20 protein-coding genes are annotated in these 21,835 nt (G+C 71.1%); 12 read left to right on the top strand and 8 right to left on the bottom strand.

Annotated elements, in window-relative coordinates; all coding sequences use genetic code 11:
- Positions 1-21: 21 nt before the first annotated feature.
- The 3 genes from ABD378_RS22080 to ABD378_RS22090 form a co-directional block, all read right to left on the bottom strand.
- Complete coding sequence (locus tag ABD378_RS22080; RefSeq protein ID WP_344522774.1) at positions 22-1,374, bottom strand: esterase-like activity of phytase family protein; 1,353 nt, start codon at positions 1,372-1,374, stop codon at positions 22-24.
- A gap of 559 nt (positions 1,375-1,933) precedes the next feature.
- Positions 1,934-3,259 carry an SWIM zinc finger family protein gene (locus ABD378_RS22085; protein ID WP_344522776.1) on the bottom strand — a complete coding sequence of 442 codons (1,326 nt, stop codon included), beginning with the start codon at positions 3,257-3,259 and terminating at the stop codon, positions 1,934-1,936.
- Positions 3,256-6,123, bottom strand: a complete 2,868-nt coding sequence (locus ABD378_RS22090) for a DEAD/DEAH box helicase (RefSeq protein WP_344522778.1) — start codon at positions 6,121-6,123, stop codon at positions 3,256-3,258. The genes ABD378_RS22085 and ABD378_RS22090 overlap by 4 nt, the downstream gene beginning before the upstream one ends.
- A 247-nt stretch (positions 6,124-6,370) precedes the next feature.
- Between ABD378_RS22090 and ABD378_RS22095 the strand changes: the two genes are divergently transcribed.
- The 4 genes from ABD378_RS22095 (at position 6,371) to ABD378_RS22110 (ending at position 11,360) form a co-directional block, all read left to right on the top strand.
- Positions 6,371-7,426 (top strand): fatty acid desaturase family protein, encoded by a 1,056-nt coding sequence (locus tag ABD378_RS22095; protein ID WP_344522780.1) that lies wholly within the window; start codon positions 6,371-6,373, stop codon positions 7,424-7,426.
- A gap of 142 nt (positions 7,427-7,568) precedes the next feature.
- A complete protein-coding gene (locus ABD378_RS22100) occupies positions 7,569-7,751 on the top strand; it encodes a hypothetical protein (protein WP_344522782.1) in 183 nt (60 codons plus the stop codon).
- Between the two features lie 193 nt (positions 7,752-7,944).
- On the top strand, positions 7,945-10,539 hold the full coding sequence (locus ABD378_RS22105) for a hypothetical protein (protein ID WP_344522784.1): 2,595 nt from the start codon (positions 7,945-7,947) through the stop codon (positions 10,537-10,539).
- Positions 10,540-10,571: 32 nt separating this feature from the next.
- Positions 10,572-11,360 (top strand): hypothetical protein, encoded by a 789-nt coding sequence (locus ABD378_RS22110; RefSeq protein ID WP_344522786.1) that lies wholly within the window; start codon positions 10,572-10,574, stop codon positions 11,358-11,360.
- Between the two features lie 20 nt (positions 11,361-11,380).
- Here ABD378_RS22110 and ABD378_RS22115 read toward each other — a convergent pair whose 3' ends face one another.
- Both ABD378_RS22115 and ABD378_RS22120 read right to left on the bottom strand, forming a co-directional pair.
- Positions 11,381-12,274, bottom strand: a complete 894-nt coding sequence (locus ABD378_RS22115; RefSeq protein ID WP_344522788.1) for a hypothetical protein — start codon at positions 12,272-12,274, stop codon at positions 11,381-11,383.
- Positions 12,275-12,405: 131 nt separating this feature from the next.
- Complete coding sequence (locus ABD378_RS22120) at positions 12,406-12,684, bottom strand: hypothetical protein (protein WP_344522790.1); 279 nt, start codon at positions 12,682-12,684, stop codon at positions 12,406-12,408.
- 100 nt (positions 12,685-12,784) lie between these two features.
- Between ABD378_RS22120 and ABD378_RS22125 the strand changes: the two genes are divergently transcribed.
- Entirely contained in the window at positions 12,785-13,690 is a 906-nt protein-coding gene (locus ABD378_RS22125) for an oxygenase MpaB family protein (RefSeq protein WP_344522792.1), read from the top strand.
- Here the strand turns inward: ABD378_RS22125 and ABD378_RS22130 are convergent.
- The gene (locus tag ABD378_RS22130) at positions 13,679-14,200 is read right to left on the bottom strand and encodes a PadR family transcriptional regulator (protein ID WP_344522794.1); all 522 of its coding nucleotides are present in this window, start codon (positions 14,198-14,200) and stop codon (positions 13,679-13,681) included. The genes ABD378_RS22125 and ABD378_RS22130 overlap by 12 nt on opposite strands.
- 111 nt (positions 14,201-14,311) lie before the next feature.
- Here ABD378_RS22130 and ABD378_RS22135 point away from each other — a divergent pair, with 111 nt between their 5' ends.
- The gene (locus ABD378_RS22135; RefSeq protein ID WP_344522796.1) at positions 14,312-15,082 is read left to right on the top strand and encodes an alpha/beta fold hydrolase; all 771 of its coding nucleotides are present in this window, start codon (positions 14,312-14,314) and stop codon (positions 15,080-15,082) included.
- Between the two features lie 102 nt (positions 15,083-15,184).
- On the opposite strand, the gene ABD378_RS22140 is transcribed toward ABD378_RS22135, so the two are convergent.
- A complete protein-coding gene (locus ABD378_RS22140) occupies positions 15,185-15,784 on the bottom strand; it encodes a class I SAM-dependent methyltransferase (RefSeq protein WP_344522798.1) in 600 nt (199 codons plus the stop codon).
- Between the two features lie 151 nt (positions 15,785-15,935).
- On the opposite strand from ABD378_RS22140, the gene ABD378_RS22145 reads away from it, so the two are divergent.
- From ABD378_RS22145 to ABD378_RS22165, 5 genes are all read left to right on the top strand, one after another.
- Complete coding sequence (locus ABD378_RS22145) at positions 15,936-16,709, top strand: MHYT domain-containing protein (RefSeq protein ID WP_344522800.1); 774 nt, start codon at positions 15,936-15,938, stop codon at positions 16,707-16,709.
- A gap of 66 nt (positions 16,710-16,775) precedes the next feature.
- Positions 16,776-19,325, top strand: a complete 2,550-nt coding sequence (locus tag ABD378_RS22150; protein WP_344522802.1) for a sensor histidine kinase — start codon at positions 16,776-16,778, stop codon at positions 19,323-19,325.
- The gene (locus tag ABD378_RS22155) at positions 19,322-19,756 is read left to right on the top strand and encodes a roadblock/LC7 domain-containing protein (protein ID WP_344522804.1); all 435 of its coding nucleotides are present in this window, start codon (positions 19,322-19,324) and stop codon (positions 19,754-19,756) included. Before ABD378_RS22150 ends, ABD378_RS22155 begins: the two co-directional genes overlap by 4 nt.
- 19 nt (positions 19,757-19,775) lie before the next feature.
- The gene (locus tag ABD378_RS22160; protein ID WP_344522805.1) at positions 19,776-20,189 is read left to right on the top strand and encodes a DUF742 domain-containing protein; all 414 of its coding nucleotides are present in this window, start codon (positions 19,776-19,778) and stop codon (positions 20,187-20,189) included.
- Entirely contained in the window at positions 20,170-20,775 is a 606-nt protein-coding gene (locus tag ABD378_RS22165) for a GTP-binding protein (protein WP_344522807.1), read from the top strand. Before ABD378_RS22160 ends, ABD378_RS22165 begins: the two co-directional genes overlap by 20 nt.
- A gap of 72 nt (positions 20,776-20,847) precedes the next feature.
- Here ABD378_RS22165 and ABD378_RS22170 read toward each other — a convergent pair whose 3' ends face one another.
- Positions 20,848-21,276 carry a PPOX class F420-dependent oxidoreductase gene (locus ABD378_RS22170; protein WP_344522809.1) on the bottom strand — a complete coding sequence of 143 codons (429 nt, stop codon included), beginning with the start codon at positions 21,274-21,276 and terminating at the stop codon, positions 20,848-20,850.
- Between the two features lie 94 nt (positions 21,277-21,370).
- Between ABD378_RS22170 and ABD378_RS22175 the strand changes: the two genes are divergently transcribed.
- Positions 21,371-21,784 (top strand): roadblock/LC7 domain-containing protein, encoded by a 414-nt coding sequence (locus ABD378_RS22175; RefSeq protein WP_344522811.1) that lies wholly within the window; start codon positions 21,371-21,373, stop codon positions 21,782-21,784.
- Positions 21,785-21,835 lie beyond the last annotated feature (51 nt).

The raw sequence follows: 21,835 nt of genomic DNA on the forward strand, positions 1-21,835 counted from the left end.
GAGGCGGCGTCGGGTGCGGGATCAGAGGCCCTTCGGCAGCCGCACGTACGTCACCGTGGTCTCCACGTCGCTGTCCACCAGCCGACCGTCCTTGTCGAACGCCTCCGCCCCGTCCGTCATCCCGAAGTCGTTGTCGTTGATCAGGGCGAGGGTGTGACCGTTCACGCGGGCCACGCCTTCGATCTTGTCGGGTACGCCGTCGATGCCGCCCAGGTCGACCAGGAGACGCTTCTTCAGGACGGGCACTCCGGAGGCCGCCGGATCGTCGAGCTGCTCCAAGGAGGGCTTCGTGGCGTCGTCGTCCCACCGCTCGCCGAGGATGTCGGCGCCGCGGTCCAGCTTCACCGTCTGCAGGCGCGCGGCCTTGTCGGTGCGCTCCTCGACGAGGAGCCGGTCACGGCCGACGGCCACCACGGAGGAGATCTTCAGCTCGGACGTGTCGTCCTCGCCCGGGTCGACGACCCCCACCGCGTCGAAGCGGTACGCGTACTCGGCGGTGACCGCCTGCTTCTTCGGTGAGAAGCGCAGCAGCCGCGTCGTCCGCGATGCGTCACCCGCGTCCTCGTCAGGGAGGGACAGCGGGCTCTGGACCGCCATGACCAGGTCTCCGCCGGGGAGTTGGGCGAGCCCTTCGAAGCCGCGATTGCCCTTGCGGTGCAGCAGGATGCCCGGCAGCGACTCGACGACCGGGTAGTCGGCGCCTGCCGGCTTCAGCCCCTGGGGGACGTAGCGCTTGAGCACCTTCCCGCGCGCGGAGACGTGGACGAGCGAGGGCCCGTACTCGTCGACCAGCCAGAAGCTGCCGTCGGGCGCCCGCACGATGCCCTCGGTGTCCAGGCCGTTCGGGTCGTACGTCAGCGCCGTCTTCGCGTCGTAGGTGTACGGCGCCTCATCGCGCCCCTTCTGGTTGGACAGTCCGGTGACGGGCTTCCCGGAGGAGGTCGTCAGCGGGCGCGCGTCGATGACCTTCACGGTGTCACCGGAGACGCGGACCTTCACGATCGCCGGATCGAAACCGGGCACAGGGAAGGTGCGCCGCTTCTTGCCGTCCACCTTGATCTGGCCGTTGGGCCCGCGGTCGGTGACCGTCCAGAACTCGCCCTTGCGTCCAGCCGGATAGATGTCGCTGCCGATGCCGCCGAGATCCACACCGCGGTCGTCGCCCACCGTCCCGGGCAGCAGGGAGTCGCTGAACGTGCCCAGAGGGATGTCGCCCAGTGTCGCGGTCGAGGTGATCCGGGGCGCCTTCTCCTTGCCGCCGGTCTGAGCGCCCGTGGCGGTCCCGGTCACCGCGATCGCGGCGAGCACGGCGAACGGCACACCCACGGCGAGGGAACGGCGGACGCGACGCTGACGGGCGGCGTGCGGGGACATGAGTGCCTCCTGGGGCGCGAGTGATCGGTGACAGCGATCAGACTTTGCCGTCGCCGCGAACACAGGGAGGCGGAAAGGTGAACGTGAGGGGGCATGCTGACGGCGCCTCCCGCGAGGGGCAGGAGGCGCCGCCGTCACCCGCAGGCCGGTCAGCAGCAGTTGGGCTCGTTGCCCTTGTCGTCCCCCTTCGCGTAGATCGCGCTGACGGTCGATGACTCCGGGGCCCTGCGGGAGGGGGTGGCCAGTCGCGGTCGGCGCCCCCTGAACCGGCGTGATCCACACTCGAACCGGCGTGATCCACACTCTCGGATGTCATGCCCGCGCTCAATCGCTTGGCAGGGGGAGTGCACGCGCCAGTGTTCCCGGCGTGTGTACGAGTGGCGTGGATACGCCGGTGCCCGCCGAGCGCATTCGGGCCATGAGGCTGCGCCTGGGTGGCGTGAACGCGATGGGGCGTGAACGCCTCCGGGGCGCGGTCGCGGTCGCGGTCGCGGTCGGGGCCGGGCCTCCTCTGGCTTGGTGCGGGCGCGCGGAACGGCCCGCACCAAGTCGGCCTGACCTATTCGCCGTTGGTCACGACGGCCAGTGCCGTCGCGGGGTCGTGGGCCGGCGGGCCCGCCGGGGCCCAGCGTCCGCGCTCCTTGCGGTAGGGCCACCAGCGGCCGTCGGTCCCGTGCCGCAGCTGGGCATCGCTCCCGACCACCGTCCAGCGATTGCGGGCGGCGCGCAGCCGTGGCCGCTCGCCCTCGTCCCATGCCGCGTCCAACGCCGCACGCGCGCGTGCCATCGCGTCCGCCTCAGGAGTCCACTCCTCCTCCAGGACGGAGAGCGCGGCCGGACCTCCGTACTCCCAGGCCCGCACGGCCAGCGCGAGCCCGTCCCTGCCGCGGCCTGCGGCGGTCGCGAGACGCGCGGCCACCGCCTCGTGAGCCGTGGCGGCCAGGCGTACGGCATCCTCGTCCAGCGTCAATTCCTGCTCGACCGACTGCCGTTCGTGTCCGGGGGAGAGCGCCTCGGCCAGCATCCGGCGCGCCTCGACGGCCGCCTGCGCTGCCAGGAACTCGAGTGCCGCCACATCGAGACCGGGCGCGGGCTCCGCCTCTGTGTCGAGGGAGGGCGGCAGGCCCGGCTCAGGCGGCAGCGGAGGGAGGCCGGGAAGCGGCGGCAGGATGGCTCCCTCCGCGTACGCCTCGTCGGCGTCCACGCCCTCCTGGGGCCCCTCCTGCTCCTCCGCGGGTGCCTCCTCGGCCTCCGCCTGTGTCACGCTGCGTACTTGCAGCTCGTCCAGCAGTTCGCGCTCGGCACGGCCACGCATCAGGAACAGCACGAAAGGATCCTGGTCGAGCAGCCGGGCCACTTGGTAGCAGAGCGCGGCGGTGTGCCCGCAGTGGTCCCACGCGTCGCAGTCGCACTCCGGCTCCAGGTCTCCGATGCCGGGCAGGAGTTCGACACCCGCTGCCGCCGCGTCCTCCACCAAGTGCGGCGGCATCTCGCGGTCGAGCAGTGCCGCGATGTGCCCGGCCCGCTCGACGGCCATGCCCAGGAAGCGGTCCCACTCGTCCTCGCTGAGCTGCTGCAGCAGTACGTCGGAGCGGCGCGGGGTGCCGTCACGGTCCTGGACGACCGCGGTGATCCGCCCGGGGCGCACCGAGACCGCGCCCACGGCTCCCGCGCGCGCGAGCCTGCGTCCGGCCTTCAACTGCTGGAGGTCCAGCGCCGTGTCCTCAAGTGCTTTCAGCCAGGCCTGGCCCCACCAGCTCTGCGCGAACCCCCGCCCGTGCGTGGCCGGCAGCGCGGCGAAGGTGCGCTCGTGCTCGTACGCGCCCTCCCGGTGACCGTCGTCCGTGTGTGTCTCGCCGTTCGACTCGTCGTACATGTCGCTCATCGCGTCCCCCCTCGCAGCTCCACCAGATCCGACAGTTCGGCGTCGGTGAGTTCCGTCAGTGCCGCCTCGCCGGAACCGAGGACCGCGTCCGCCAACTCCCGCTTGCGCAGCAGCATGTCGGCGATGCGGTCCTCGATCGTCCCCTCCGCGATCAGCCGGTGCACCTGTACCGGCTGCGTCTGCCCGATGCGGTACGCCCGGTCGGTGGCCTGCGCCTCGACGGCGGGGTTCCACCAGCGGTCGTAGTGCACGACGTGCTCGGCCCGCGTCAGATTCAGCCCGGTCCCCGCCGCCTTCAACGACAGCAGGAAGACGGGCACTTCGCCGTCCTGGAAGCGCTCCACCATCGCCTCGCGCGTCGCGATGGGCGTCCCGCCGTGCAGGAACTGGGACGGGGTGCCGCGGGCTGCCAGGTGTTTCTCGATGAGGCGCGCCATCTGGACGTACTGCGTGAAGATGAGCACGCTCGCGTCTTCGGAGAGGATCGTGTCGAGCAGCTCGTCGAGGAGTTCCAGCTTTCCGGAACGGCCCTCGATCCGCGGCTTGTCCTCCTTGAGGTACTGCGCGGGGTGGTTGCAGATCTGCTTGAGCCCGGTGAGGAGCTTGACGATCAGGCCTCGGCGGGCGAAGCCGTCGGCGCCGGAGATCTCCGCGAGCGTCTCGCGCACCACGGCTTCGTAGAGGCCCGTCTGCTCCGTGGTGAGGGACACGGCCCGGTCGGTCTCCGTCTTGGGCGGCAGTTCGGGCGCGATGCCCGGGTCGGACTTGCGCCTGCGCAGCAGGAAGGGGCGTACGAGCTGGCCGAGCCGCTCGGCGGCTGCCGGGTCCTTGCCACTCTCGACGGCCTGGGCGTAGCGGGTGCGGAAGGAGCCGAGCTTGCCGAGCAGGCCAGGTGTCGTCCAGTCGAGGATGGCCCACAGCTCGGAGAGATTGTTCTCCACGGGTGTGCCGGTCAGCGCCACGCGCGCGCGTGCGCCGATGGTGCGCAGCTGTTTGGCTGTGGCCGAGTACGGGTTCTTGACGTGCTGGGCCTCGTCGGCGACGACCATCCCCCAAGGCGTCTGGGCCAGGTTGCCCGCGTCGAGGCGCATCGTGCCGTACGTCGTGAGCACGAACTCCCCGTCGGCGAGGTCCTCCAGGCTGCGCTGAGCGCCGTGGAAGCGGCGTACGCGGGTGCCGGGGGCGAACTTCTCGATTTCGCGCTGCCAGTTGCCCATGAGGGACGTGGGGCAGACGACGAGGGTGGGTCCTGCTGACTCGCTGTCCGTCTGCCGGTGCAGATGCAGGGAGATGAGCGTGATCGTCTTGCCGAGACCCATGTCGTCCGCGAGGCAGCCACCCAGGCCCAGGGAGGTCATCAGGGCCAGCCAGTTCAGGCCGCGCAGCTGGTAGTCGCGCAGGTTGGCGGCGAGCGCCTCGGGCTGACCGACGGGCTCCATGCCCTCGGGGTCAGCGAGGCGTTCACGCAACGTGGCGAGCCAGCCCGTCGGCTGGACGTCCACGCGGTGCCCCGCCACCTCCGTGGTGCCCGTCAGAACGGCGCTCAGGGCGTCGATCGGCGTGACCTTGTGGTCCTGGTGCCCGCGAGCGCGCCGCGCCTCTTCGGGGTCGATGAGCACCCACTGGTCGCGCAGGCGCACCACGGGGCGGTTGGCTTCGGCGAGACGGTCGAGTTCCTCGCGGGACAGTTGCTGACCGCCCAGCGCGAACCGCCAGTTGAAGGTGAGCAACGCGTCGGCGGAGAGGTACGACGGCGTGTCCGACGACAGCTTGTCCGGCTCCTTCTCTTCGTCGTCGGGCGGGCCGATGACCGCGCGGGCGGTCAGATTGCGCGCCAGCTCCCTGGGCCAGTGCACCTCGACACCCGCGGTGGCGAGCATGCGGGAGCCCTCGCCCAGGAGCGAGGTGACCTCTTCGTCGGCGAGCTCGATCGCATCGGGGACGGTGGCCGAGAGGAGCGGGGCGAGCGGCGGCCACGCGCGCGTGGCGCGACGCAGCGCGAGCAGTGCGTCCATCCGTGACCGTGGCCCGAAGGCCTGCCCCGAGGCACCCGAACCGGCCCACGCCTCGGCCGCGTCCGCGACGAGCGAGGGGTCGCTGACGCTGTGCATCTGCAGTACGGCGCGGAACGGCAGCCGGGCCCCGTCGGAGGTGTCCGACATCAGGCCGGGCACCTCGACGCGCAGCGAGATACGTACGCCGGCGTCGTGCCCGGCGGCGACATCGGTGGCCCAGAGGCGCTGCTCGGGAATGTGCTGGGGCTGCGGAGAGGCGAAGGCCGGAGCGCCCGCTGCCAGCGTCGCGGCGGGGGAGCGCGGCAGCGTATCGGCCACGGCGTCCAGGAACTGGCGCAGCAGCCGCTCGGGTTCGGGCAGCCGCAGAGGCTCGGTGCCGTCCAGCGGAAGGGCGTGCGCGGCGGGGGGCATCGCGGCGGCGAGGTCGCGCAGGCGTCGCAGATCGTCGGCGCCGAGCGGGCCGGCGCGCCATGCGTCGTGATCACTCGGCGTCAGTCCGGGCAACAGCAGCCCTCGCGCGGCGAGTTGCAGCGCGAGCAACCCCGCCGCTCCCCAGAACGCGGCCGTCGGGTGGGCCTCCGCGGTGGCACGCGCGCGTGTCAGGACCGGCAGCGCCGCGCGTACCGGGAGCACCACCGCCGACACGTCGCTGAGCCGTGCTCCGTCGTCGCCGGGCACGGTGATGGTCAGTTCCTCGACGGTGCCCGCGGAGCAGGCGGGCGGCGCGTCCCCGTCGGGGTTCCAGAAGGCGACCCGGGCCATACGCGCCGGGTCGGCGGATACGAACAGCACAGAACAGCGGGACAGTTCAGAGATCTCGGAAGGTGACGCGGCAGGGGGCCTGGGCACGGCGATGGCGCATTCCTCAAACTTGACTACTAGGACCGGAGTCGCCGAGGGTACAGCACGTCCAGCTTGAGGTGTGAGCGATCAAGGAGTGATCCACATCACGCCGCTCCCGTGGTGTACTTAGCCCCCCTTCCAGACGGTGCTGGCCCCCTTCCAAGACGGGTGAAGGCGCCATGGTTGCCCCAGGTCACCGGCTCATACGTTGTGTCGCGTCAGCCCGATCCAGTCAGAGACCGGAGACCTCACCATGTCCCAGGCCGTCGCCGCAGTCGCGGAGCGTTCCCCAGGCACCACCACAAGGCAGCCCGCCGGAAGCGACTTCGCGCCTCTCCTGCGCGCAGTCAAGGAGCAGGGGCTCCTGGGCCGCCGCACCGGCTGGTACGCCCGCACCATCGTGATCAACACCGTGGCACTGGCCGCCGTGGCGACGGGCATGTTCCTCATCGGAGGCTCCTGGTGGGTTCTGTTCCTCGCGCCCGTCCTGGCCGCCCTGTGCGCCCGGACGGCGTTCATAGGCCATGACGCGGGGCACTCCCAGATCACCGGCGACCGCGGTGTGAGCCGCGCCATCGGCCTCATCCACGGGAACCTCCTCCTCGGCATGAGCTCCGCCTGGTGGAACGACAAGCACAACCGGCACCACGCCAACCCCAACCACCTGGACAAAGATCCCGACGTCGCCGCGAACATCCTCGTCTGGACCAGTAAGCAGGCCAAGGTCCGCCTGGGCTTCCGGCGCTGGCTCACCCGCAACCAGGCCTGGCTGTTCTTCCCGCTGACGCTCCTCCAGGGCATCGCCATGAAGATCTACGGCTTCCAGGATCTGCGCCGCCAGGGCCCCCGCGAACGCGTGCTGGAGGGCCTTCTCCTGGTGGCCCACCTCGTCGGATACGTGACCCTCCTCCTCGTTACCATGCCGGTGGGCCACGCCCTTGTGTTCGCCGCCATCCATCAGGCGCTCTTCGGCCTGCACCTCGGACTGGCCTTCGCGCCCAATCACAAGGGCATGGAGATGCCCGACCCCGACGGAGAGCGCTGGGGCCACCTCAGCCGCCAGGTCCTCACCTCGCGCAACATCCGCGGCAGCGTGCTGACCGACTGGTTCCTGGGCGGACTCAACTACCAGATCGAGCACCACCTGTTCCCGAGCCTGCCCCGTCCCAGCCTGCGGCGCGTTCAGCCCCTGGTCCGCGCACACTGCGCCGAGCTGGGCATGCCGTACACGGAGGCCGGATTCATCGACTCCTACCGGCAGGTACTGCGCCACATGTACGAGGTCGGCGAACCGCTGAGGGTCGAGTAGCAGCGCGGACACGCGGCGCGCCTCAGGGTTGTGTCAGGGTCGCTCCTCAGGGGTCTATCAGGGGAGCAGACTGGAACTGTGGGCGGCCCGATCCCGTTTCTCAAGACAGAGAGCGGCAGCAGCCGCGAAGGAGGCGACGCACATGTCGAAGAACGCGAAGATCGCCGCAGGAGGTGTGGCGGCCGGCATCATCCTGTTGATCTGGCTGCCCTGGTGGGCCGCCCTTCTGATCGTGCTCGGGGTGCCGGCGGCGGCCTATCTGACCCTCGACCCCGGACAGCGGCGCAGGCTGCGTCGCGTCTCACGCAAGGAGCTGGGCCACTGACCGGGCACCCCGATGGGGGCGCCACCCCGGTGGGCGGACGCTCGGCGCGCGGGGGCTGACGGCTGCTCCGCTCGCGGTCCTGCTCCAGGGCGGCTCCGCGAGCGGAAAACCCGTTGCGCCCCAGCAGTTCGGCGAAGACCATGGCGCACATGACTTCCCGAAAGGAGGCCCAGCGATCCCTCGGTGATCGCTGATGGCCGCATACGAGGCGTCGCAGACGCCGTCCCCCCAGCCTCAGCCCACTCCCGCGCCGCTGACGTCGGCCTGGCTGAAGGCACACTTCGACCCACTGCCGTTCCCGGCCCGTATGAGCGCCCTGGCCCGCTACGCCCGCGCGCTCACCACCGACGCGTACGGAACACTCCGCGACGCCCTCGCCGCCGGCACCCCTGACGAACGCCATACCGGCCTCTTCCTCGCCGTCACCCGGCGCGACGTCGACACTGTCGCCGAGGCCCTGACCGACCCCCTCCTGCGCCGCCGGGCCCTCTCTGCCGCCATCCGCCTCCCCGTGCCGGAAGCGGCCCTGGAACAACTCGCGTTGAGCGACATCGGAGCGGCGAGGCACGAGACCTACCGCGTCCTGCGCCTGAGCCGCCGTCGCACCCTCGCCGCACGCCTGCTGCCAGAGGTCTACGAACGCTTCGGAGCCCGTGACGCCTCCCAACTGCTGCCCGCCTGCCCCGCCGAGACGGTCGGCGCGTGGCTGCCCCGACTCGATCCGCCTGCGGGCGTACTGACCGCGTTGACCCGCACCGCACCGCTCGCCGTGGCCCACCTGCTGGTCACCCGCGGCGAGAGCCGCGCCAACCGTGACCGCCACCGCTTCACGGGCCGCAACCGCGCGGTCGCGAGCGTGGCCGCGGAACGCGACCCGGAGGCCGGACTGCTGCTCCTGGAACGAGCCCCGGATCTCCTGACGCCGCGAGCGGCCCGCACGCTGCTGCGCCATCCCGCCCGTGTCCTCGAGACCCTGCGCGCGGCCCCGCCGAACCAGGACGGCTCGCCCCGCGAACTACGGCTCTCATCCGGGACGCTGCCGCCCGCCACACGGCGTGCCCTGCGTGAACTCCCGCCCGCGGACTTGGTGGACCTCGCCCGTCGCTGCCCCGTGACGCAGCCACGGGACCGCGGGCCGGGGCGTCACGACATCGAGCCGGACGGCCTGCTGGTGCTGCTGCCCGCACCGGAACGCCGCCGCCTGGTCGAGGAACGCACGGCCCGTCGCCGCTCGGTGCGCAGCCTCCCCGTTGCCGCACTCGCGGCCCTGGCGCCGGCCGACAGAGCGGCGCTTGTCATGCCCTGGGTGGAGCGCTGGTCGCGTCAGGAGTGGACATCGAGCCGCCTGGCCGTCGCGCTCCCGCTCGCCCTGGGAGAACCGGTACTGCGCGACATGGCGGGACGGCACCGTATCCACCAGCGCATGATGGCCTGGCCCGCGCTGCTCGCGTGTGCGGAACTCGAAGGCGACCCGGACGAGTTCGCGCGGATCGCCGGAGACTGCGAGCGAGCCTGGCACGACCAGGAGGAGGTACGCAGGGCCGCGCTCCAGCAGCTCGCAGGCACGCCCTCATATCTGCTCGCGGCGCTGCCCGACCGGGTCCTGCGTGACGCGGCGCTGACCACCGTCCAGTCCCGCGACTCGACCCCCCACACCCTGGCCGCGGCGGATCAGCTGCTCCGCCGCGCCGCCGAGAGCGCCGCGGCGACCGGAAGGCTGGATCGGGCCGCCCACCCCACGGAATTGCTGTGCCACGTCGTGTCCGACCCACGCTCCCGTCGGCCCGTCGCGCCGCTGCGCATCGGCGAGGAAGCGGCGCGTGCCGTCTGGTCCGCGACACCGGCGGGCACACCGGGGCGCCCCGACCTCCGCGCCGCCCTCGCGGAACTCCTCGCACCGCACCTCACCGCGCTGCCGGAACTCGACGCTCTGGTGCGCGCCATGGCGTTGGAGTCCGACGACCCGGACATCGCGGCCCGCGCGGCTGCCGCTTGGACGGGGCCGACGGGACTGCGGGAGCGACGGTGCGCCGAACTGGTCGGCCGCGACGCCTCGTTCGCCGCGGTGCCGGTCATCCTGCGCACCGTCGTCACCCGGCGTACCGACCTGTTGGACTCCGTGCTGCTCGCCGCCCGAGAAGGGCTCACAGGCCGGGTACGCCCCCGATCCACCGCCTGGGCCGCTGGGCTGCACCCCGGTGTGACCGGCCGCTGGTTGCCTGAACAGCGTCGCGCCTGGGACGAACACCACGCGCGCGTGGCCGCCGACGAGCTGGCTCCACTGCGCACCCGCGCCGACGCGGCAGCGCAACTGCGCGCACCGGCGCTGCTCACGGAACTCGCTCAGTCGGCTCCACAGCCCGTCGCCGCGGCGGCACTTGGCGCGCTGGGGGACGTCCTCAGTGCGGCTCACCACGGCGCACCGCCCGCCACCGAGCCCCTGCTGGACATCCTGCTCCGGCACGCCGGGACGGGCGGTGTCCGGGGGCGGGCCGCCATGGCATCCGTCCGCCGACTCCTGGAGGTGGTACCGGACCCGGAGGCGGTCGCCCTGCTCGCCCCCGTGGCCTGCGCCGTTGACGCCCCCGTCGGTTCCCGCAAGGAAGCTGTCCGTGCCCTCGGCGCGCTCACGGGTGACGCGGCGTTCGAAGCCCTGGTGGCTGCCTGGGACACACCGCGTCAACATCGCGACGTACGTGCCGTAGTGGCGCGCCACCTCCTTGCCGCGATCGACCGCCCCGCCATCGCCGAGCGCCTGGCACGGGCGGCCGACGAACCCGCGCCGTGAGAGAAGCGGTGGTCCACGCGCGCGTGGGTCCCGTGCGCGAATCCGCAGGGGAGTCCTATGCGGCCTTCCTGGCACGTCTGGTGAGGGACGGCGACGAAGAGACCGTCGTCGCCGCGTGCCGCGCTCTGCCCGCCTGGTTCACACCGGAGTCGACCGAAGCGATGCGCGCCGTCGCCGACGTCGCCACGGACCCGGGGCGACGTCGGCGCGAGTGGGACGCGGCCGCACAGCAGTTGGCCTGGTTCCCCCTGGGGCCGGTCGGCGGGCCGATCCTGAGGGGCGTCATCCGGGGCCTCCAGGAGCTCGCCGTCACGCCGGATCCGCAGGCGCGAGCTGATGCGCTCCGCCGCCTCGCGGGCATCGGTGAGGCCTTGCGCGTCCGGCGGGGCTCTGCCCAGACGCTTCTCATTGCCGACGCCCTGGCCCTCTCGATGCATGCCGTCGGCCTTTACGCCGACGCCGCGGCGCTGACATGGGACACGTCGCTGGCCGCCGTATGCCACGGTGAACACCACACAGCGCGCTGGGAACGGCTCCTGGACCTGGTCGAGGAACGCCCCGAACGGTTGCCCCTGGGAAGCGGGTTCCATCTCGACGCTCCTACGCCACGCGCGCGTGCGGCCCTGCTCGCCGCCGCCCGCCTGCTGCGCGAGCGCGGGTCCCCGGCGGCCGGAGTGATGGCGCTCGCACTGGTCAGCGCCGGCGGCCGGGCGACGTCGTGGGACGAGACCTGGCGCGCTGAACTGATGGCACTGCGCGACCACACGGACCACGACACAGCGACGGCCGCGTTTCTCCTTGACCCCGAGCAGAACTGCTGACGGGGCGCGGTACCAGAAGGTCAGGCGGGGCGTACGGCCATCTTGTCGAGGGCGTCGAGGAGCCAGGGGAGTTCGGGCCCGCGGCCCACCGGCAGCACCTCTCCGGGCTCTTCGTCGAGGAGCACGAACGCGATGTCGTCGGTCCTGGCGACCATCGACCAGCCGGGACCGTCGGCACGCAGAGTGCGGGCTTCTCCGGAGGCGAACGACGACCGCACACGGCCCAGGGGCGGCGGAGTGTCCACGTACGCCCGTGCTTCCGCCAGGACGCGTCGTACGCCGGTGAGCGGAGCCTGATCGGCGTCGGCGTCGGCGTCGGCGTCGGCATGGGCGTCGGTCTCGGGAGCGTCTTCGCTCTCCGGGACGGTGTCCGCGTCATTCTGAGGCCCGCCCTCCGCGGAGCCGTCGCTCAAGAAGTCCGAGTCGTCGATCTGCTCGCGCCACGCCGCCCATTGGAGCGCGATCTCGTCGGCGCCGAGCCGTCGCTGGGCAGGACCCCATGTGTCGGACTGCGGGGGCGAGAGTGGCTTCTGGTCCGCTTCCTCGGGCTCGGGATCGTGGGGAGCGGGCACGTTGGGCGCCGCGACGGCGACAGCGAGCGGCCAGCCGGGCAGCGCGGCGACGACCGTGCGCTCGTCGGGCGACAGGTCGTACTCCATGCCGCAGTCCCAGGAGGCGATCGCGACGGCCACGAGTGACACATCATCGACGACGACGGTCCACCGGGCGCCCGCCCCGTCCTGACCGAGCACCAGACCGTAGCCGGCGGCGAGCGGTGCGAGCCCCAGGGCCGCGCACGCCTCCGGATAGTCGTCACCGAGCACACTCGGGAACTTCGCGGGTGTCAGCAGCACCGCGGTCAGTACGTACAGCGCGTCGTCATCGGCGGCGACAGCGTCGTCCGTTCCGGCCATGCCAGCCTCCCCATTGCTTCATCCGTCGGCGCACCCTAACCACAGGTCCGCTTGATCGTCGAGGGGTGCGTGACCAGGAGACTCGCTCGTACGGCCGCCCGGCTACCGCCCACGCACCCCGCGGGAGGGCGTCAGGCGGCAGGCAGGCCGAGGAGCGTACGCGCCACGTCAGTCGTCGACTCGTCGCGCTCCCGGGCGAGGGTGATGACCGCTCGGCAGGCGAGTTCACTGACGCCGAAGGACAGGGCCTCCGGTGACACCCAGCCGGTGGCTTCGTCCATGCGGTCCTGGTCGTCCTCGGCGCACGCCGCCACGTAGACGGCGGCTGCCTCGAAGAGGTTGTGCGGGCGCTCCTCCTTGCTGCGGACAGCTTCCTCCGTGCGCCACAGCTTGCGGAACTTGTCGAACATGTGGACCACCTTCCCCCGGTTGTGGTTGCCGCTGATGATCACTCATCTGTTGTACCCCAACGTAGAGTTGGAGCTCCAATGACAGAAGGGGGACCGTGCGGTGAAGCGCTATGACCGGCTCAAGGAGATTCGACGTCTCGACCCGGAGAAGGACGCTCTGACGATCTACCGGCTCACCGCGACGTACGAGTTCCCCTGGGACTACACCCGCGCACTTGAACTGGCGCTCTACCGCACGTATGCCGTGCCCAGTATCGGTCGGCTGCTCGCCGAGACGGCGGAACTGACGGACCGTACGCAGAAGCGGTACGACGACACGGCCTTGCTTCTCGACACCGTCGTAGAGCACGGCTTCGGGACGGACGAGGGCCGCACGGCGATCCGCCGCATCAACCAGATGCACCGCAGCTATGACATCAGCAACGAAGACATGCGCTACGTGCTGTGCACGTTCGTGGTCATGCCCAAGCGCTGGATCGACACCTACGGTTGGCGCAAGCTGTCACGCCACGAGACGACCGCGGCCGCCGTCTACTACCGCACCTTGGGGCGGCACATGGGGATCCAGGACATCCCGGACTCCTACGAAGCGTTCGAGAAGTGTCTCGATGCCTACGAAGAGGCCCACTTCGCGTGGGACGAGGGCGCACGCAAGGTCTCCGACGCGACCCTCGACCTCATGGCCTCCTGGTATCCGCGTCCTCTGGCGCCCATGCTGCGCGCCTCGACCCGCGCCCTGCTCGACGAGCCCCTCCTGCGCGCCTTCCGCTACGAACCGCCGGGCGCCGTCACCCGCACGCTGGTCAGGCGCGCGGTGCGGTTGCGCGGCCGTGCCGTCCGTCTGATGCCGCCCCGTAGTGCACCGCACTACGCCCGGCAGAACTGGGAGATCAAGGGCTACCCGAAGGGGTATCGGGTCGGAGAGCTCGGCACGTTCCCGGTGTCCGGCGTCCGGGGCTGCCCGGTGGCGCACACGGAGGAGTCGGCCGCCGACTCAGCGCAGTGAGCTCAACGTCGTCCGCAGCCAGGTGAGTTCGGCACGGCTCGTCGCCCGGGCGATGGTGAGCATGCCGCGTCGGAAAGGGTCGTCCAGATCCTCGGCACGCAGCGGGTGTTCCCCCTCGTAGAAGAAGCTGGCCGGCTCTTCGAGGAAGGCAAGGCGGCGCTCGAGGACCGCGGCCTGGGCCGCCCTGTCGTCCAGGTGGCGGAGAAAGGCGAGGACCGTGAACCAGCGGTTCTCGTCCGTGATGTCCGCCTGCTGAGGCTCGACGAGCCTGCGACGCAACTCGCTGCGGCCTGCCGCGGTGAGGGTCAGAACATGGCGCGGGGCCGCCACGGACCCGGGCTGAGTCTGGCGGGCCAGCAGACCGGCCTTCTCCAGCCGTTTGATGGCGGGGTACAACGTGCTCTCCGCGACCGGGCGCACGTGCCCGGTCAGCGCGGTGATGCGCTTGCGCAGCTCGTAGCCGTGCAGGGGTGCGTCATAGAGGAATCCGAGGATGGCCAGTTCGAGCATGCCGTGCATTCTGCCGCATGCTGCCACACGCGCGGTGTACCTCGCGCTCGCAATACATCGACACCGATGTATTCTCCTCAGGAGTACTGACAGACGTGTGAGGGAGCGGCTATGCGACAGGCACGGTTCGACGCACAAGGCAGCTGTGTCCGTTGGACGGAGAGTGAAGGATCCGGCCCCGCCCGGGTGTATGTGCACGGGCTCGGCGCAGCGTCGACGGTCTATCACGCACACATCGCGGCCAGACCCGAGCTGGCCGGACGCCGATCGCTCTTCGTCGACCTGCCGGGCCACGGCATCAGCGACCGCCCGGCGGATTTCGGCTACTCCCTGGAGGAACACGCGGACGCCCTGGCCGCGGCGCTGGACGAGGCCGAGGTGACCGGAGCGGAGATCGTCGCGCACAGCATGGGTGGCTCCGTCGCCATCGTGCTCGCGCACCGCCGCGCCGACCTGGTGTCACGGCTGGTCCTCACCGAGGCCAATCTCGATCCCAATCCGGCCGTGACGGAGGGGAGCAGCGGTATCGCGTCCTACGAGGAGGAGGACTTCGTGGCCGGCGGCCACGCGCGCGTGCTCGAGAAGGTCGGCCCTCTCTGGGCGGCAACCATGCGGCTGGCCGACCCCCGCGCCCTGCACCGCAGCGCGACGGGCCTCGTGAGGGGGACGCGGCCCACGATGCGCGCGATGCTCATGGATCTGCCCCTGGAGCGTGTCTTCTTGCAGGGCGCGCGGAGCGGTGAACTCGCGGGCGCAGACGAGCTGGTGGCGTCCGGGGTGCGGTTGGTGACCGTGCCGAAGGCGGGGCACAACGTCATGTTCGAGAACCCGGAGGTTTTCGCCTCCGCCGTTGCCGGACGCGGATGCTCTCCAGTCCAGTAATCCAGTAGTTCAGGTCAGCCCGGTGACGTGACGGACCGGATGCGGACGACAAGAGCACGCCGGTGACCTCACCTCCACAGTGAAGTCGCGTTCGGTTCCGGCCTAGTCCTGTCGTACGGCCAGGGCGAGGAAGCGCGCGTCCTCGTCGACGTACGAGGTCAGCTGCCAGCCCGCACCGGCGAGCAGCGGGCGGAGGTTCTCCTCGGCCCGCAGATCGTCCGTCGTGATCTGGCGGCCCTGCCGCGCAGCGAGCGCCGCCCGGCCGATGGGGTGGAAGAGGGCGAGGATCCCTCCGGGACGCACCACGCGCCTCAACTCCCGCAGGTTCTCGGCCGGGTCTGGAAGATGGGAGATCAGGCCCGCGCCGAACACGGCATCGAGCGACGCGCCACGCAGCGGGAGCCGGGTCACATCCGCGAGAAGCAGCTGCCCTTCACGGTCCCTGCCCGCCCGCGTGGCTGCCTCCAGCATGGCGGGCGTCAGATCGACCCCTAGCACGACTCCGGAGGGCCCTACGGCCCCCCTGAGCGCGGGCAGCGCACGCCCGGTGCCGCACCCGGCGTCGAGAACGCGACCGCCGGGGCGCAGGCCGAGCTCGGACGCGGCGGCACGGTAGGCGGGCCCGTCGTCGGGGAACCGGTTGTCCCAGTCGGCCGCCCGGGCGGTGAAGAAGTCACGGACACGCGTGTGGTCATCGCTCATACGGCCATGATTACTCAACGACTCTCGTGTGCGTTGAGGGCGCACGTTCGAGCGTGATGCGATCGTTCAGGATCCTCTCTCTGTCATATTCCAACAGCTTTCGAACTGCGCCCCCGTTGTGCGCCCCTGCCCGGACTAGCGTCCCGGAGCCATGGGACACCTGGACCACGCCACCTTCGGATGGCTGACCCCCGTGCTGTCGTACGCGATGGCCTGTATCGGCGCCGCCCTCGGGCTGCGCTGCACCGTCCGTGCGCTCGGCGCCACGGGCACATCACGCCGCAATTGGCTCATCACCGCGGCCTCCGCCATCGGCACGGGCATCTGGACGATGCACTTCGTGGCCATGCTCGGCTTCGGCGTCACCGGAACCGAGGTCCACTACAACGTGCCCCTGACGATCCTCAGCCTGATCGTCGCGATGGCCGTCGTCGGAGCCGGCGTATTCGCCGTCGGCTACGGCCGTGACCGCGGGCGCGCGCTGGCTCTCGGCGGGCTCACCACCGGGCTCGGCGTCGCGAGCATGCACTACCTGGGCATGGCCGCGCTGCGACTGCACGGTGACGTGCGCTACGAACCGGTGCTTGTCGGCCTCTCCGTGGTCATCGCCGTCGTCGCCGCGACCGCCGCCCTGTGGGCGGCGCTCAACATCAAGTCGCCCCTCGCGGTCGCCGTCGCGTCGCTTGTCATGGGCGGGGCGGTGAGCAGCATGCACTACACCGGAATGCTGGCCGTGAGCGTGCGGGTCACCGAGTCAGGTGCGGCGCTGCCCGGGGCCACGACCATGCAGTTCATCTTTCCCCTCGCGGTCGGCCTCGGGTCCTATCTCTTCCTGACCTCTGCGTTTGTCGCGCTGTCCCCGACCTCGGGGGAGCGTGAGGCCTCCGTGGCGGCCCAGCGACCGGTGGAGCGCACCGCCCGATAGATCGCAAACGGACCGGTCACGACCAGGCGGGGCACACGCCCCGAATACTTTCCGAGCGAGGAGTCCATGCGTACACCCCGTAGGACCCCCGACCCGGCCGACGGCACCGCGCCGCCGCAGCCCGGAGCCCCGGCACGTGGCCGCCGCGCGCACGCGGGACCGCCCGCCGACGAACGGCCCGACGCGCAAGCCCCCATGGAGCCCGGACAGCCGACGACCCCCGCCCGCGGGCGATCACGGTGGCCGCGCCCTCGCACCGTACGAGCCAAGATCGTGTGCTTGCTGATGGTGCCTGTGGTGTCCTTGCTCGGGCTGTGGGGGTACGCCACGGTCAGCACGGCCCAAGATGTCGCGCACCTACGGCAGTTGCAGCGCGCCGACGCCGAGGTGCGCGGCCCTGTCGACACGGCCATCGCAGCCCTGCAGGCCGAGCGAGTGGCGGCCGTGCGCTACGCGACCGTGCCCGCGCCCGACCGTGGCGGCGAACTCGAGAGGCAGGCGGGACGCACGGACCGCGCGGTGGCGAAGCTGCGCCGTGGCGAGGGCCGGACGGTCGCCGACGGCGCCGATCTGCCCACCGGCGTGGCATCCAGGCTTGAGACGTTCGTCTCCGAGGCCGAAGGCCTGCGCACGGTGCGGACCGACGTGCTCGACCGCCGCACGGGCTGGGACGCCGCCTACGGCCAGTACACGAAGACCATTTCGGCCGCCTTCGGAGTCGGCGGCACACTCACCGGTATCCAGGACGCCGAACTCGGCTCCGACGCGCGCGTGCTGCTCGAATTCTCCAGGGCCGCCGAGATGCTGGCGCGCGAGGACGTCGTCCTGGCCAGCGCCCGGCTCCACGGCTCCCTGGACGGCGAGCGGCTGCGGCAGTTCACCGGGGCCGTCGACACCCGGCGGAGCCTGACCGAAGCGGCGGTGGCGGATCTGCGCGGACCCGAACGAGCAGCCTGGCAGGACCTCGTGGAGGGGAGCGCGTACGCCGACGTGCGCGCCGTCGAGGACAAGGTGCTCGTCGCGCCGCCGGGCCGCAAGGCCGCCGACGCGGCCCCGGCCGCCAAGTGGGACAGCGCCCATGCGGCGGTACGGGACGAGATGCGCGCGATCGACGTGGGCGCAGGCCGCAGCGCCGCCGATCGGGCCGACCCGTTCACCCGCGGGCTGCTCACACCGGCAGGCGCCGCCGTACTGCTCGGGCTCCTTGCCGTCGCCGCCTCACTGGTCATCTCCGTACGCATCGGGCGGGGCCTGGTCGTCGAGCTGGTGAGCCTGCGCAACGGAGCGCTGGAGATCGCCCGCCACAAACTCCCGCACGCCATGCGGAGGTTGCGCGCCGGTGAAGAGATCGACATTCACGCCGAAGCACCGCCCGGCCCGCCCGCGGAGGACGAGACGGGGCAGGTCTACGAAGCGCTCGGCACGGTGCACCGGGCGGCGCTGCACGCGGCCATCGAGCGCGCCGAACTCGCCAGCGGCATCTCAGGCGTCTTCGTCAACCTCGCCCGCAGGAGCCAGGTCCTCGTCCACCGCCAGCTCAGCCTCCTCGACAGCATGGAACGCAGGGCGGACGACCCGAACGAACTCAGCGACCTCTTCCGGCTCGACCACCTCACCACCCGGATGAGGCGGCACGCCGAGAGTCTGATCATCCTCTCCGGAGCCGCGCCGGGACGCGCCTGGCGCCTGCCCGTCTCCCTGACGAACGTCGTCCGTGCGGCCGTCTCCGAAGTCGAGGACTACGCGCGCGTGGAGGTACGACAACTTCCCTCCGCCGCGGTCGTCGGCACAGCCGTCGCCGACCTCACCCACCTGCTGGCCGAACTCGTCGAGAACGCCGCTCAGTTCTCGCCGCCGCACACCAAGGTGAGGGTCAACGGCGAACCGGTCGGCAACGGCTACGCCCTGGAGATCGAGGACCGTGGCCTCGGCATGGGCGCGGAGACCCTGGCCGAGGCCAACCTCCGCATCGAGCAGTCCGAAGCGCTCGACCTGTTCGACAGCGACCAACTGGGGCTCTTCGTGGTCAGCAGGCTCGCCGCGCGACACGGGGTCAAGGTGCACCTCCGTACGTCTCCTTATGGGGGCACCACCGCGGTCGTGCTCCTGCCCACCGCCCTGCTGCAGAGCACCACGCGGGAGAGCCCCGGAGCCCACACCATGGAACGGGACCGCGAACAGGACGGGCACGCGCGCGTGCCCGATGCCGCACCGATGAACGGCACCTCCGTCCCCGCCCCGGCTGCCCGCCCCGCACTGGCCCCGTCAACGGAAACCGCCGTGCCGCCGCCACCAGGCGTCACCGCACTCCGCCTGCACAAGCCCCCGGAGACCGAACCCGACAGCGCCCCGGAGCCTGCGGACGACCTCCCGCGCCGCGTGCGCCAGGCCAGCCTGGCCCCCCAACTGCGCGAGCGGCACACCGACGACGCGGCCGGATCCGTGAGCGTCCGCGAGGACACCGAACGCAGCCCGGAAGAGGTACGGGACCGCATGGCCGCCTACCGCGAAGGCTGGGCCCGCGGCGGCGGGCGCCGGCCGGGCATCGTCGGCGCCGTCCCCGACATCGCAGGGCCCGCACCGGCCAGTGACAGCACTGAAGGAGACCACGCATGATCCAGGATCAGAGCATCACCGCCGGACGGTCCGGCGAACTCGACTGGCTGCTGGATGACTTGGTACTGCGCGTCGGCGAGGTACGGCACGCCGTGGTGCTTTCCAACGACGGGCTCGCCGTCGGCGCCTCGACCGCCCTCAGCCGCGAGGACGCCGAGCACCTCGCCGCGGTCGCCTCGGGGTTCCACAGCCTCGCCAAGGGCGCGGGCCGGCACTTCGGGGCCGGGGGCGTGCGCCAGACCATGGTCGAGATGGACGACGCCTTCCTGTTCGTGGCAGCGGCGGGCGACGGCTCCTGCCTCGCCGTACTCAGCTCTGTGACGGCCGACATCGGTTTGGTCGCCTATGAGATGGCACGCCTGGTCAAGCGGGTGGGCGAGCATCTCTTCACGCCACCTCGCTTCGCGGCGCAGCCGCCGGCCGTCGGATGACGCAGGGTGGTCGGCGCAGATGACCGAGGACAGGAGCGGCGCCCCACGCGACGCGGGCAGCCAGTGGTACGACAACGAGGCCGGACCGCTGGTCCGTCCCTACGCGATGACGGGCGGCAGGACCGAACCGGGCCCCAGTGGAGTGCGTTTCGATCTGATCGCACTCGTCACGCTGGACGAGAACGCGCCGGGCCCCGGGGACGACACCGCGCTCGGCCCCGAGCACCGGTCGCTCATCGAGCTGTGCCGCACCGAGACCCAGTCGGTCGCCGAGCTGGCGGCCGACGCCGATCTGCCGGTGGGCGTGGTCAGGGTGCTGCTCGGCGACCTGCTGGAAATGGGCTGCGTGAAGGTGAGTCGACCCGTGCCACCCGCGCAGCTACCTGACGAGAAGATCCTGCGAGAGGTGATCGATGGGCTCCGAGCGCTCTGACGCCGACGGCGGCGACACGACCGCCATGGCGTTGAAGATTCTGGTCGCGGGTGGCTTCGGGGTGGGCAAGACCACCCTCGTCGGCGCGGTCAGCGAGATCCGTCCGCTGCGCACCGAGGAACTGCTCAGCGAGGCGGGCCAGTCGGTGGACGACACCGGCGGAGTCGACCGGAAGACCACGACGACCGTCGCCATGGACTTCGGCCGCATCACCATCAGGTCGGGCCTGTCGCTGTACCTCTTCGGTACGCCGGGGCAGGACCGTTTCTGGTTCCTGTGGGACGAGCTGTCCCAGGGCGCGCTCGGTGCCGTCGTCCTCGCGGACACACGGCGGCTCGAGGACTGCTTCCCCGCCGTCGACTACTTCGAGCATCGGCACATCCCGTTCGTCGTGGCCGTCAACTGCTTCGCGACCGCGCGTACGTACGGTGCGCACGAAGTGTCACGGGCCCTGGACCTCGACCGTGGCACCCCCGTGGTGCTGTGCGACGCACGGGACCGCGATTCGGGAAAGGAGGTGCTGATACGCCTGGTCGAGTACGCCGAGCGGATGCATACCGCCCGGCTGCTCGACACCGTGGGTTGAGATCAACGATGGGCTGAGGTCAACGGTGCGCCCGGGGCAAAAGTGCGCCGGGGTCAAAGGTCAGCTGACGCGTCAGTCGGCTACGGCGCCGCGAGCGACCACCTTGTCGATCTTGACGCGCACGAGGAGCTCACCGGGCACGCCATTGCGCTCGCCGAACTCCTCGGCGCGGCCCTCGCCCATGTAGCGGGCGCCGAGCCGGGCCGCCCAGTGCCGCACCTCGTCGAGATCGTCGCTCAGGCGGGCCTGCCCCTGCAGCACCACGAACGCGAACGGAGGCTTGTCGTCGTCCACACACAGGGCGACACGCCCGTCCCGCGCCAGATTCCGCCCCTTGACGGTCTCCGCCCCGGTGTTGAACACCAACTCGTCCCCGTCCAACAGGAACCAGATCGGTGCGATATGCGGGCTGCCGTCCGCCCGGACGGTCGACAGCTTGCCGGTACGGGTGCCCTGCGAGACGAAAGCCCGCCACTGGTCATCAGTCATCTTCTGTGCCATGTCCTCATCATGCTTGCCGGGGCGCCGATGGTGGGGAAGGCTGGCAGGTCAGTTCCTCCAGCCAGGGGGAACAGCGAGGCGGGGAGACGGGAACATGGTGCAGAACACGGGGCTCGGGTGGCTGCTCGACGACTTGACCGAGCGCATGGAGCCCGTTCGGCACGCGCTGGTGCTGTCCAACGACGGCTTGGTGACCGGCGCGAGCTCGGAACTGAAGCGGGAGGACGCGGAACATCTGGCCGCGGTCTCGTCGGGTCTGCACAGCTTGGCCAAGGGCTCAGGGCGGCACTTTCGAGCGGGCAGCGTGCGCCAGACGATGATCGAGTTCGACGACGCGGTGCTGTTCGTCACCGCGGCCGGCGACGGCAGTTGCCTGTGCGTCCTCAGCTCCGCGGAGGCGGACATCGGTCAGGTCGCGTACGAGATGACACTCCTCGTCAATCGTGTCGGCGAGCATCTCGGCGTGGGTGCCCGGCAGCCGGAACGCACACCGGTAGTAGACCTCTGACCAGCTGAAACGTCGGCGCGTGGAGAGTTATCCACAGGCTCGGCGCGGATC

It is taken from the genome of Streptomyces rectiviolaceus, assembly GCF_039533825.1.
In the GTDB taxonomy this organism is placed as follows: Bacteria; Actinomycetota; Actinomycetes; order Streptomycetales; family Streptomycetaceae; genus Streptomyces; species Streptomyces rectiviolaceus.